General features: G+C 67.0%; 9 protein-coding genes, 1 tRNA gene and 1 pseudogene. 7 read left to right on the top strand and 4 right to left on the bottom strand.

Features of this window, described 5'->3' with window-relative positions; genetic code table 11:
• Positions 1 to 473: 473 nt before the first annotated feature.
• A tRNA-Met gene (locus tag PV364_RS23895) sits at positions 474 to 551 on the bottom strand.
• Positions 552 to 743: 192 nt separating this feature from the next.
• Positions 744 to 1,634: a hypothetical protein gene (locus tag PV364_RS23890; RefSeq protein ID WP_319662293.1), complete on the bottom strand. Its 891-nt coding sequence runs from the start codon at positions 1,632 to 1,634 to the stop codon at positions 744 to 746.
• A 747-nt stretch (positions 1,635 to 2,381) separates the two neighbouring features.
• On the opposite strand from PV364_RS23890, the gene PV364_RS23885 reads away from it, so the two are divergent.
• Both PV364_RS23885 and PV364_RS23880 read left to right on the top strand, forming a co-directional pair.
• Complete coding sequence (locus PV364_RS23885; protein WP_319662292.1) at positions 2,382 to 3,488, top strand: hypothetical protein; 1,107 nt, start codon at positions 2,382 to 2,384, stop codon at positions 3,486 to 3,488.
• A 380-nt stretch (positions 3,489 to 3,868) separates the two neighbouring features.
• The gene (locus tag PV364_RS23880; RefSeq protein ID WP_319662291.1) at positions 3,869 to 4,123 is read left to right on the top strand and encodes a hypothetical protein; all 255 of its coding nucleotides are present in this window, start codon (positions 3,869 to 3,871) and stop codon (positions 4,121 to 4,123) included.
• 262 nt (positions 4,124 to 4,385) lie between these two features.
• Here the strand turns inward: PV364_RS23880 and PV364_RS23875 are convergent.
• Positions 4,386 to 5,231: pseudogene (locus PV364_RS23875) on the bottom strand (IS5/IS1182 family transposase).
• A 216-nt stretch (positions 5,232 to 5,447) separates the two neighbouring features.
• Here PV364_RS23875 and PV364_RS23870 point away from each other — a divergent pair.
• Complete coding sequence (locus PV364_RS23870; protein WP_319662290.1) at positions 5,448 to 6,470, top strand: helix-turn-helix domain-containing protein; 1,023 nt, start codon at positions 5,448 to 5,450, stop codon at positions 6,468 to 6,470.
• Between the two features lie 269 nt (positions 6,471 to 6,739).
• Positions 6,740 to 7,093 carry a hypothetical protein gene (locus tag PV364_RS23865; RefSeq protein WP_319662289.1) on the top strand — a complete coding sequence of 118 codons (354 nt, stop codon included), beginning with the start codon at positions 6,740 to 6,742 and terminating at the stop codon, positions 7,091 to 7,093.
• A gap of 620 nt (positions 7,094 to 7,713) precedes the next feature.
• On the opposite strand, the gene PV364_RS23860 is transcribed toward PV364_RS23865, so the two are convergent.
• Complete coding sequence (locus PV364_RS23860) at positions 7,714 to 8,781, bottom strand: LacI family DNA-binding transcriptional regulator (RefSeq protein WP_319662288.1); 1,068 nt, start codon at positions 8,779 to 8,781, stop codon at positions 7,714 to 7,716.
• Positions 8,782 to 9,247: 466 nt separating this feature from the next.
• Between PV364_RS23860 and PV364_RS23855 the strand changes: the two genes are divergently transcribed.
• The 3 genes from PV364_RS23855 (at position 9,248) to PV364_RS23845 (ending at position 12,709) form a co-directional block, all read left to right on the top strand.
• The gene (locus PV364_RS23855) at positions 9,248 to 10,576 is read left to right on the top strand and encodes an ABC transporter substrate-binding protein (protein WP_319662287.1); all 1,329 of its coding nucleotides are present in this window, start codon (positions 9,248 to 9,250) and stop codon (positions 10,574 to 10,576) included.
• Between the two features lie 198 nt (positions 10,577 to 10,774).
• Positions 10,775 to 11,779, top strand: coding sequence for a sugar ABC transporter permease (locus tag PV364_RS23850; RefSeq protein ID WP_319662286.1), 1,005 nt, complete (start codon positions 10,775 to 10,777; stop codon positions 11,777 to 11,779).
• A 15-nt stretch (positions 11,780 to 11,794) separates the two neighbouring features.
• Entirely contained in the window at positions 11,795 to 12,709 is a 915-nt protein-coding gene (locus PV364_RS23845) for a carbohydrate ABC transporter permease (RefSeq protein WP_319662285.1), read from the top strand.
• Positions 12,710 to 12,823 lie beyond the last annotated feature (114 nt).

The raw sequence follows: 12,823 nt of genomic DNA, 5'->3' as shown, positions 1-12,823 counted from the left end.
GGTGGACCGGTGGGCGGCTGAGTATCGGCCTCGATGAGAGGATCTCGAGTCGCGTCTCGGCGGCCTCGGAGACGTCAGTTGATCCTTTGGCGTCTGACCCTCCGGGCGACGCCATGAGTCCGCGCAGTTCCTGTTCGAGGACCCATTCCAGGCCCAAAATCCGGCGTCCGAGGGAACGGGACCTCACCGACGTTCCGGCCCGTACCCGTGGAGCGAAGAGTCTCCGCGGGGGGCCTGCGTGAGCTCAGGCACTTGTGGTTCGGGCCATGGCGAAGGTGCCAGGTGCCACCACCGACGGAACCCTGCTGCAGGTACGGGTCCTTGTCGACGCCTTTACTCCGCCTCTGGCAGGCTCTCCGTGATCCTGGCGCTGACGAGGCGAGGAACCCCGTCCTCGGAGCCTGCGTCGGCTCAAGCGGCCTGCACACGACTCCGGCCCCTGCTCGACGTGCCGTCGGGCCGGGGCCGGATCTTGGTAGCGGGGGCGGGATTTGAACCACGCGACCTCTGGGTTATGAGCCCAGCGAGCTACCGAGCTGCTCCACCCCGCGTCGGTGCACTCAGCTTACGCTCCTCGGGCGGGCTGCGCTGGGATTTACCGCGAAGGTTCCTAGCTGTACCGCGTTTCTGCCGACATTGCCCTCTCCTGCGCTCGGGCCGGGTGCCCGCGTCGGGCTACCGCGGACGATCGCGTCATTCCCCAGGGTAAGTTCAGGCCATTCCCCAGGTCCTGGCCTGAGAGGCTAGGTAGCGCCGGGCAGTCCGAGAGCAACCCAGAGTGCTGAGGAGAGCTCTTCCGCGAACAGAGCCGATCCGGTGAGCGTCTGCCGGACTGCTTCCTCATCGGGCGTCAGCCCGGCAGCGGCCGACCACGAGAGTGCGCCTGCCACGGCAGGTTCGATGGGGAAGTGCTCCAGGGGTATCTCGTAGCCTTTCGCCATGTCGCGGTTCAGGAGGCCGTTCCAGCTGTTGCCGTCCGGTGTGAGGGCCTCGATGAACCCCACATCGCTGTCGAGGAAGGACACCATGACCGCCGGCGTCCCCGTTCTCTGCACGAGGGTTGACAGGCTGCGCCGTCCGGCGCCGGCGAAGTCCATCACCTGCCAGCCCTCCGCCATCGCCTCCGTGCCGTCGATGCCCGTGAACCCGGCTTCCCGCATGAGCTGCTGCAGTTCCCCTGGGGACCGGGTCGCCAATGATCCGCCTGAGTTTCCCATGGTCAGCAAGCTAGTGGATGCCTCTGACAAGCCGGCCCGTGCCGCCCAAAAGCCGGAAGGGGAAGCCGGGACGACGGATTCCGGTGGCCCTTGTCGGTCGAGTCCTTTGTGGTGCTCGTTGGGACGGCAACCGGGCCCGTTCACCATCACCTCGTGGCTGGTGTCGACGAGCCGGTCCAGGGGCGACTCGGCGGTGACGGGGTTGGCCTGTCGGTGTCGAGCCTGACCACCCTCACCCCGACGACTCGTTTCCCAGAGTCCGCCCCCAGGGCCGAACGTGGACAGGCCGCGCTCTGGGACCGGCCGGTCGCCATGATCGAGGGCGATCACCTGCAGATGATCATTGATCCCGATCAGACAGCACAGATGATCAACAAGCTCATGCAGGAATGGGCGTCCTTGCTGGGCCTGGAACATGACGGGCTTCCCTCGGGGCCGGGCCGGCTCGAAGGCCCGCGAGACCTGAAGGGCGCCGGAGCCGTTCGTCGGGGTGGGCGGCTTACAGGGTGGGCGGCCGGGACTGGAGCATCTGGCTGGTTGCCTCACGCGGACCTGCTCCAGCCGTATACGGAAACCGCGGTTCGCCGCCCCGATGATTCGATGCTCGGTGGGGAACGGCCAGTCTGTGGCTTGCCGAACAGCCGCGCCCGGAGAGTGCCGCCGAAGTGGTGCCCCAAGCGCAATGGCTGATGCTCCGGCCGTTGCTCGTGGATGTCGTCCAGCTCGGGATCCTCATGCCCAACAGCGCGCCGAGCCCAGCATCTTTCGTGGCAGTATCCCGCCCGGCCCGGTCCGCACCACACCGGGCACGGGCGCATGCCGACGATGGACCCGAGCTCCTCGCCCACACGTTCCGCCTCCGTGGCGCCACTCATGACCCACGAGCCGGTCGGCCGATCGAGCCGTACCTCGACCACTCCGCCCCGCAGCTGTGTGAAAAGCCCTGGTCGCACTAGCCGGCGTCACCGCGTCCGAACCGGGGGGCCGTACCCACAACTCTTGACGATCGCCCGTGCGGAGCGCGCACCGCGGATGAAGCGATGTACCGAGAGCAGGACGCGCACTCCGTCACCCTGTGGCCGGCGGGGCTCACCAGACGTACAAACATCGCCTGCGCACATCTTCCTGACCGCTACCTGACATCGCGTGACTACCGTCCCGCGCATGCGTACACCTCCTCATCGCCTATGCGGTCACCCGTACAGCACCCGTAGAAACCTCCGCTACGCGGTCGGCGCGACCGTCGCGGTGTCGGCAGCCGTCGTCGCACTGGTTACGCCGACCGCGGCTGCCGATGCCGCACCGCGCAACCTGTCCTCCACCGTTGGCGGCGCTGCCCGACAGGACACCACCACCCACGTGGGCGCCACGACCGCACGAGAGCGCGCTCGGATCAGCGTGTACTGGACCCCCGAGCGCATGAAGCTGGCAGGGGCCATGGTCCCCGAGATCACCCCCGTGCCCGAGGACGACAACACGCCGGACGACTCGCGGCCGCTTCCCGCGAACACGCCGGACTCCGGGAGCGTGTGGACACACGGCGGGGCGGTGGACAGGAACGTCGGTCGCCTGTTCTTCACCTTCGACGACGGCTACGACGGGAGCTGCACCGCGACGGTCGTCGCCGGCGCCAATCGCAGTACCGTCATCACGGCGGCGCACTGCCTGAGAAGCGTCGGGTCTCCTTCCGCCGACGACACCTGGAACCACAACTTCTACTTCGTGCCCGGCTATCGCAACGGAACGAAACCGCTCGGCGGCTTCACCGTCAGGACCATGGCCACCTCATCCCGCTGGAACGCCGATCCGGACACCACGGAATCGTCGGACGTCGCAGCCGCCGGCTACGACGCGGGATTCCTCGTGGCGAACCCCACTGCCGAAGGGAATCCGATCGCAGACATCACCGGAAGCCAGCACATCGGGTTCGGCCGGCCCGTCCAGGACGAGTTCGTCCACACCTTCGGGTACCCGAACTACGGACTCAACGTCCCCAGTGACACATACGTCGGGTCCCGCATGATCCACTGCGCAGGCCCGAGCCACCCCGGCCCCGTGGTCCCCCTGCTGTGGGGTGAGACCTGCGACATGTCCTCCGGCTCGAGCGGCGGGCCCCACCTGGCCCACTTCGACACCCGCACCGGCACCGGCACCGTCGTCGGCATCACCACCACCGACCAGGAACTCGCGGGCGGGCAGACCCCCACGCTCTACGCCACACGCCTCGGTGACAGCGCGCACCGCCTCTACAACTGGGCACAGTCGCGCTAAGACCCGCCCCTGAAACGGAGGTTCCTCGCGCGCCGCCGCAACCCACGCAGTGGGCGGGCCCCAGAAGCCTGCCGCCACCGCAGCCGAACGGCGCCGCGCCGCCCGCAAGGCCGAGCGGCACGCCATCGGCAGATCGCATCCTGTCTGAACACGAGCCGTTGGCGCCCCTTTGCGTGGATGACTTCGCTGAGGCAACGTCACGCAGCGGCTGGTCCCGTCCCAGGCGCTGCGAACGGGCCGACGCGCCCAAAGTTTGCCCCCGCATCGCCCTGCTCTGGGCGGTCTTCGTGTGATCGCTGTGTCCGGTTGGACGGTGCATGAGGAGGCGAAGGCGGGAAACGATATGCGTACGCTTGTAAACGTGCACTGTGGAGGCTGGTATGACCGAGAGCAAGCGTCCTTGGGGGCGCTCAGCGGACGGGCCCTGGTGGCGGTTTGTTCCCAGAAATCGGTGGACGGGCGTCCTGGGCCTCGTCGCTGGAATCCTGTTGGTGGTCCAGATGATGATCGTGCTGGTGGATCGTTCTTCCGCCGGGCAAACTGTTTTCGGTGTCTTCCTCGGCCTGGTGGGGATTGCTCTCATCGTTTCCGGTGTGGATGGCCTCCGGGTGTTGAACCGGCACGAATCCCGCTGACCCTGAAGTGTGAGAGTAAACGCCGGCGGCTCGGAGGGTGTCAACGGCTTCGGCCAGTCCCGGTCGCGGGGTGACACCGGTCTTGAGCAGATCTGGTGCCTGAATGCCCAGGAGTGCCGGAATCGCCGGGTGGAGATGGACCGATGCCCTTCGGACGACAGCTCGAAGTCCGCGCCGGCCTGAAGCGTGAGGCGGGCGGCTCGTCCGGACGGGGCTGTCGTCCCGGGCGAGAGCGGCTTCAAGGCCGCTGCGGATCACAGGCCTATTCTGTCGGATGCCTGTTGGTGAGCGGCCGGCTTTCGGACAGGTGAAGAAGACCCATCTGTCGGGAGGTGATGAGGCAACTAGCGAGCTTGAGGAACGCTTCGTGGATGTCAGCTCTGTGTTCCCACCGGATGCGAAGGCCTCGGAAGCCGTGGAGCCAAGCAAAGGTCCAGTCGACCACCTACGGGTGGGACCATCCTGTGCCGTGGCGGCCCCGCGGCGGGCGATCGCGGGCATGATTCCGCGAGCGACGGACCTGGTAGCGATAGAAGTCGTGGTCGTATCGCCGGTCGGTGCACATCGAGTCCGGCATGCGACAGGGCTGGCCCGGCCACGGACCGGCAAGACCGCGTCGAGCAGGGGCAGCAGCCGAGTGACGTCGCTGCGGTTGCCGCCGGTCAGCAGGACCACGAGCGCGGTGCGGTGTTCGTCGGCGTCAGGTAATACACCGATCCAGCTCGGCCCGGTCGACTGGCGAGGGGCCTGTGAGCATCCCCTTCTGGTGCCCTGACGTGGGAGGAGTCGGCCACACACCGCGATCAGCCCAGCCGGGAAGCCTCGTGCAGCCCGACCAGCAGGACCTCCTGCAGCCGATGCCAGACGCCGGCGTCCCTCAGGTGCTGGTCTGCGCAATGCGGCCCAGTGCCTCCCGGTCGGCCGACAGCTTGCTGTCCGGGGACCGGAAGGCCCCTCGCGCTGCGGCGGCAGCGGCTGCAGCGGTTCCACAACTCATCCGAAACGACCCACGCTGAGCTCCCTCGGTGTATCGAGCACTCAACGCTTGCCCAGAGCAAGGCCATCGGGGCCGATCCACCCCATTGCACCAACCGTTACAATAGGACATATCGCCCGGAGAGAATTGCGCGACAAGGCAATGGAACATCCGTGCCACGAAAATGGGACAGGAGTGTCAATATGGCCGCAGAATCCTTCCCGTGCTCCTGGGGTTCTGTAGAATGACGGAACGGCGAAAAGCGAATTCAGTCGGGCCCTGTCGGTGACTCGGCAAAAAGGGCACACGATACGGCAACGTGCAGCGTTCAACCGGAAAGAGTAAGTCATGCCAAGCGAATTCCCGAAGGTGGGTACGGGTGAAGGGGAGGCCGGTGAATACGGCGTGTCGCACCACTCACATCTGCTTGCATCTGCGCGAATTCCGCCTGGGCCCGCTCCGGAAATGCAGAGGCTGGCTCGTGCCTGGAGTTCCAATATCCTGAATCACGTAACAAATCTTACTCTGTCACCACAGTCGCTGTGGCGCGGATTCCGATTTGACGCGCATGGGCAAAGATTTAACGACGTAGTGCATGCGGAACATCGTTCCGGCGCCGTGAGTGGGACATCCGGCAACGGGGATGAGAGTGACCCGGTGGTCGTCCACTATGTCCTGTCGGGGCAGGTTCAATTCGAGGGCGAGAACAGCAAGATCACCATAAATCCCGGGGAGATGTGTGTTCGCGACTCGCGCAAGCGCTGGCGTTTCTGGTACGACCCCGGAACCGCTTATCGCTGGGTAACTGTACCGCGAAGTCGCGTAAGTCCTCTGCAGTTGAGTGGAGGGCCGCTCGTGGCGACCAGGTCAAATCCAGAAGTCAAGCTTCTGATCGCATACCTTGAAATGGTAAATGATCACGCCTCTTCAGTTATTTCCATGTCGGGGAAAGCGGCAGTCGCAGACGCGACAATAGGGCTTCTGCGAGGAGTGATTTCCGCCAATGCCGCACAGGGGATAACGGATCGGGGAGACGTTCTCGTCATAGCGGCCAAGAAGGTGATCGATGAGAACCTGGAGGAGCGCGATCTGAGTCCCCTGATGGTCGCACAGATTTTGGGTGTCTCGACGAGGACGCTGCATCGGTGCTTCACTGCGGGTGACGACTCCGTAATGAGTTATGTCCGGCGACGGCGCACCGAAGAAGCGCAGAGGGAAATAATCGAATCCAGCGCCACGGTCAGCTTCGGCGAACTTGCAGCAAAATGGCATTTCTCTGACGCAAGTCATTTCACTCGGACCTTCAAGAAAATGTATGGAACCACGCCGACTGCATACTTGGAAAAACTGCGTAGTGCTGCCCATCGATGAGCGGCTTTGACGCGTCAGCGGATCCGTCCCCGCGCCGACCCGCTACGGCGGAAGCCCGGATGCTCGGCACGTCAGGGAGAGGCCCGTGTCGTTGACCTCGACACCGCGGCGCCGCTGGGTCGCGGAGGCCGAGGCCGGCGCGCCGCAGGCGCTCCAGGAAGTCGGCACAGGCGGTGTGCGACTCCGGCGACTCCGGTGTCTTACGCGTCGTGACGCAGGTGTCGGCCGTCGCTTGTTCGTCTCCGCGCACGGACCACGAAGAGTGTCCCGTGCCGTACACGCCGAACGCCGGCCCCTGTGACAGCCTCACGCCAGAGAACGCGGTCGTGCTGTTTATCGATCACCAGATCGGGCTGATGCAACTGATCGACGACATGGCCCTGGAGACGGCCAAGAGCAATGTCATCGGCCTCGCCCGGGCCGCGAAGACCCTCCTCGAACCATTCCGGCCCGGCCGTCCTCCCGGTCCCATAGGCCATGTCGGTGTCCAGGAGGTAGCGCGGCGGATGACCTCGGTCTCGGGGAACAGCGAGGTCAACTCGGGCAGCAGCGCCCCGTTCGGACCCCAGTCGCGGCTGGTGGTGAGGACGACCGGCAGACCCGGCCGTCCGAGTTCCCGCTGATTCGTGTGTAGGCCCCGTCGCTCTGCAAGTTCCGTTTGCGAGGGGCGCGGGAGTGTGCGGCCGGGTCTGCCTGCCGGGCACTCCTGCACTCACCCGCGCCCTCCGGCAATGGTGACAGGGAGGGTGGCGGCGCACCGGACAGCGGTGAATCCGGGGTCGTGGATGACGGCCGGCCAGGCGGGGGGCTCGGGAGTCCTGTCGGCGAGTACTGCTGCTTCGGCGAAGCCCCGCCCTGTCCGTGAGCGATTCGGGCTGCGGCATCCCGGGCGATTCGACGGCTCTGGGATCGGTCGCCGGGAGGCGAGGTCCGTGGCGGCGACAGAAGCCTGTCGATCCTTTGCGCCAACGGGGAGGTGTTGGGCGGACCGTCACGTGCACGCCAGCTTCGAACGGGATCGCCTGATCCAGTGCGCCATCGTCGAACTGCTGCTGCCCAGTCCTCGGCCCCGTCCGCGATGGTCGTTCGAGGTGTTCGGAGCGTGATGGTCTCCGTCGTGGGTGTGGCTGCGTGATGCCGGCGTCATTCCCCGCCGGCGGGGCGACTCGGCATCGGCGGGCGGAGGCCTGTGTCGCGCGGGGTGGTGGTGCGTGGGTTGCCGAGGTGGGCGGTTTGGGCGGGTTTATGTGGTGTGGCGGATGATGAGTTGGGTGGGGAGGGTGACGTGGTGGTTGGGGGTGGTGTGGTTGGGGGTGGTGGTGTGGGTTTGGTTGATGTGGTGGAGGAGGAGGGTGGCCATGGTGTGGCCCATGTGTTGGGTGGGTTGGCGGATGGTGGTGAGGGGCGGGTCGGTGTGGCGGGCGATGGTGGAGTCGTCGAAGCCGATGATGGCGATGTCGTGGGGGATGTGATGGCCGGTGGTGCGGAGGGCGAGGATGGCGCCGGTGGCGGTGACGTCGGAGGCGGCGAAGACGGCGTCGAGGTGAGGGCGGCGGTTGAGTAGTTCGTGCATGGCGGTCTGGCCGCGTTGTTCGGTGAAGTCGCCGTGGGCGATGAGGTGTTCGTCGACGGTGATGCCGGCGTGGTGGAGGGCTGTGCGGTAGCCGGTCAGGCGGGCTTGGGCGGCTTCCATGTCGAGGGGGCCGGTGATGGTGGCGATGGTGCGGCGGCCTTGGTCGATGAGGTGTTGGACGGCGGCGTGGGCTCCGCCTTCGTTGTCGGCGTGGACGTGGGGGAGGGGTTCGTCGGGGGTGCGGCGTCCGGCGAGGACGGTGGGGATGCCGCGTTCGGTGAGGAGGTCGGGGAGGGTGTCGTCGCGGTGGACGGCGACCATGAGGGCCCCGTCGACGCGTTGTGCGGTGAGGTAGCTCGCGAGGCGGTTGCGTTCGTGCTCGTCGCGGGCGAGGACGAGGAGGAGTTGCATGTCGGCGTCGGTGAGGCCGGCGCTGACACCGCGGATGATGGCGGAGAAATAGGGCTCGGAGAACAGCCGGGTTTCGGATTCGGGGATGACCAGGGCGATGGAGTCGGTGCGGCGGGTGACCAGGGAGCGGGCGGCGCGGTTGGGGACGTAGGCGAGTTCGGCGATGGCGCGTTCGACGGCGGCGCGGGCCTGGGGACTGACGTGGGACGAGCCGTTGATGACGCGGGAGACGGTGCCGCGTCCGACGCCGGCCCGGGCGGCGACCGCGTCCAGGGTCGGGCGTCTGGTGCGGGTGGTGGGCCCGGGTGGCTGCGGGGCGGGGGTCATCTTTCACCTTCCGGCGGTGCGCGTGGGCTGCTTCATTGTGGCCCGGGAATCGGGTAGGGGTGTTCCCGGGGGTCCGGTGGCGGCCTGCCGCTGTGGCGCGTCCGTCGTGACCTGCGAGGATTGTGCATCACGCGGTGGTGGCGCAACACGTGGCCGTGACGTGTTGGACACGCTTACGCAACGACGTCGTCTTCAAGTCTTGACATCGGGGCGGGTGAGCAACGAGTCTTCCGGCATGCCGCATGGGAGCGGTCCCACGGTTTGCCGGGGGCGCCCCGCGCGGCTCCGTAGAACCGAAGGCCTTTCCTCCGATTGCGGATCGCACGTGGTGTGACCTGAGCTTTTGCACGGATTTTCGTGTGGGGTGCGGGTGCTGTGCGGCGGTGGGGGGAGGGGTGCGGGCTGTCGAGCGCTGGCGGTCCGTTTCCTGAGGTCCGTTCCCCCACTGGAACAAGGAGTAGTGGAAATGCGCATAACTGGCACCGGCTGCGGTCGCGGCCGCAGTGTGGCGGTGGTGACCGGGTCGGTCCTGGCGGCCTCGGCGCTCGTGCTGACGGGATGCAGCAGCAGTAGCGACGACGGTGGCTCGGATGCTGCCGGCTCCGGCGGCGGGATCACTCTCACCGTGGCTGACTTCGGGCAGTTCGGCTACAAGGAGGCCGGCCTGTTCGACCAGTACCACAAGCTTCACCCGAACATCACGGTGAAGGAAGAAGTCACGGCCAACGAGCAGGACTACTACCCGAAGCTTCTGCAGCAGCTGAACACGGGCAGCGGTCTGGGGGACGTCACGGGTGTCGAGGTCGGCCGGATCAAGGAGGTCGTGGACACCCAGGCGGACAAGTTCGCCGATCTGAGCAAGTCGATCGATGTGAACGACTGGGTGTCGTGGAAGGAGAAGCAGGCCACGACGAAGGACGGCGCGGTCATCGGTGCGGGTACCGACATCGGTCCGATGTCGCTGTGCTACCGCAAGGACCTGTTCGCCCAGGCGGGTCTGCCCTCGGACCGCGAGGCCGTGGCGAAGGCGGTCGCGGGTGGCTGGGAGGACTACCTCAAGCTCGGTGAGCAGTACAAGGCGAAGGCCCCGGCGGGGACGTTCTTCATGGACTCCGCGAGCGCGATGTACAACGCGGTGGTCAGCTCGGACGCCAAGCAGTACTACGACGCGGACGGCAACGCGGTCTACAAGGACAGCGCGGCCGTGCAGCAGGGCTGGAACCTGGCCGCCGAGGCCGCGCAGAAGAAGCTGAGCCAGGGCCTGCCTCAGTTCACCGATGCCTGGACGGCGGCGCTGCGCAAGGGTTCGGTGGCGACGGTGGCGTGCCCGGCGTGGATGGCCAACCAGATCTCGAACAACTCCGGTGACGCCTACAAGGGCAAGTGGGACATCTCCCGTGCGCCGGGCAGCACCGCGGCGAACTGGGGCGGGTCGTTCCTGGCGGTTCCCAAGGGCGGCAAGCACGTCAAGGAGGCCACCGACCTCGTCAAGTGGCTGACGGCGCCGGAGCAGCAGGCGGCGGTGTTCAAGGCGGCCGGTATCTTCCCGTCGAACCAGAAGGCCTACGAGCTCCCGGACGTGAAGAACGCGACGCTGCCGTACTTCAGTGACGCGCCGATCGGGCAGATCTACGCCGAGGAGGCCAAGTCGATCCCCGAGGCGGTGCTCGGCCCGAAGGACGGCGTGATCAAGGACACGATCTCCACGCAGATCAACAACATGGAGCAGCGGGGCACCAAGCCCGACGACGCGTGGAAGGCCGCGACCGACACGATCGACAAGGCGATCGGCTGACCTACCTTCGGTGCGGGCGGCGGTGACGGCCGCCCGCACCGGTCCGGGCACCCGTTCGGGGCCGGGGCGGCGGGGGCCTGCTGTGGCGGGGTCCGTCGCGCCGGCCCGGGGTCGCCCGGGCCGGCGACGGCGCCCGGCGCGAGGATGCGACGCCGGTCCCGTACCCACCCGGTCGAACCCCAGACAAGGACCTCCTCCGTGGCAACAACGACCCCCACCCCGGATGCCTACAGCCCGCCGCCCGGCAACCCCGGACCCGGCTCCGGCGCCGTGTCGGGCAGCCGGCAGGCATGGCGCAGCCGGCTGTGGCGTTTCGACGACGCGGCCTCGCCGTACGCGTACATCGCGCCGTTCTTCCTGATCTTCGGTGCCTTCGGGCTCTACCCCCTGCTGTACACCGGGTGGATCGCCCTGCACCGGGTGGAGATGACGAGTCTGAGCCAGTCCCAGTGGGTGGGCTTCGACAACTTCACCAAGATCCTCCAGGACTCCGAGTTCTGGACGGCGGTCGCCAACACCTTCGTGATCGGTGTGATCTCCACCGTCCCGCAGTTGCTGGTCGCCCTGGGCCTGGCGCACCTGCTCAACTACAAGCTGCGGGCCAGCACGGTGTGGCGAACGGTGATCCTGACCCCGTACGCCACGTCGGTGGCGACCGCGGCGCTGGTGTTCGCGCTGGTCTTCCGGGCCGACGGGGGTCTGCTGAACTGGGTGCTGCACTTCGTCGGGTTCGGCAACACCGACTGGGGCAACGGCGAGTGGACCTCGAAGATCGCCATTTCGGTGATCGTGATCTGGCGGTGGACCGGCTACAACACGCTGATCTATCTCGCGGCGATGCAGGCGGTGCCGGCCGATCTGTTCGAGGCGGCCTCGATCGACGGTGCCTCGCGGTGGCAGCAGTTCCGCAAGGTGACCATTCCCTCGCTGCGCCCGACGATCCTGTTCACGATCGTGATCTCCACGATCGGTTCGATGCAGTTGTTCGGTGAGCCGTTGCTGCTGCAGGGCGGCACGCTCGGGTCCATCGGCGGCAACGAGCACCAGTACGAGACCCTCAGCATCTACTTGTTCAATTACGGCTGGAAGCTGGGGCACTTGGGTCCGGCCGCGGCCGTGGCCTGGGCGATGCTCGTCCTGCTGCTGCTCATTGCTCTGATCAACTGGATCGTCGGCCGGTTCGTGCGCGGACGCGCGGCCTGACGGGAGCGGAATTCGATGACCACGACCAGTCCCCTCAGCACCGCAACCGATCTCCTTCCTGCCGACTCGCCGCAGGGCAGGGGCCGCAGCCGGCTGCGGCTCGGCGCGGGCCAGCAGCTCAAGGCCGGCCCGTTGACCTACGCCGCGCTCGTCGTTGTCGGCCTGGGCTCGATCTTCCCCCTCTACTGGACGCTGGTGGCGGCCTCGCACGACCAGCAGCGAGTGCTGGACACCCCGCCGCCGCTGCTGCCGGGCGGCCGGCTGTGGAGCAACCTGCAGGCGGCCTGGGAGCAGGCGAACCTGGGCAAGGCGATCGTCAACAGCATCGTGGTGTCCGGCTGCATCACGGCTGCCACGCTGTTCTTCTGCACGCTGGCCGGTTACGCGTTCGCCAAGATGCGTTTTCGCGGGCGCGGTGTCCTGATGACCGCGGTGATCGCGACGTTGACGATCCCGCCGCAGCTCAGCGTGGTGCCGCTGTTCATGATGATGTCGGACATCGGCTGGGGCGGGAAGCTGGAGTCGGTGATCTTCCCGACCCTGGTCGGTGCCTTCGGTGTGTTCTTCATGCGCCAGTACCTCATCGAGGCGCTGCCCTACGAACTCGTCGAGGCCGCCAAGGTCGACGGTGCGAACAACCTGCGCATCGTGCGCAGCGTGGTGCTGCCGGTGGCCAGGCCCGCGATGATGGTGCTGGGCATGCTGACCTTCGTGCAGGCGTGGAACGACTTCTTTTGGCCCTTCCTCGCGCTGAACCAGCAAAACCCCACCATCCAGGTGGCCCTCGGCCAGCTCAGCGCCTCCTACACGCCCGACCAGAGCATCGTCATGGCCGGCGCGCTGATCAGCACGCTGCCGCTGCTCCTGGTGTTCGTGATCTTCGGCAAGCAGATCGTCGGGGGCATCATGGCGGGCGCCGTGAAGGGCTGACCCCGCCGGTTCCGCCCGGTGCGCCCCCCGGGGGGCGGGGCCCGGTGCGCACCGGGCCCCGCCGGCCCGGTGGGTGGTGGGCCGGGGCGCCTGCCGCTGCACCCGGCCCACATC

It is taken from the genome of Streptomyces sp. MI02-7b (assembly GCF_033793585.1).
Taxonomy (GTDB): Bacteria; Actinomycetota; Actinomycetes; order Streptomycetales; family Streptomycetaceae; genus Actinacidiphila.
Note: the sequence above shows the minus strand (reverse complement) of the source record. Positions and strands in the feature narration are given on the sequence as shown.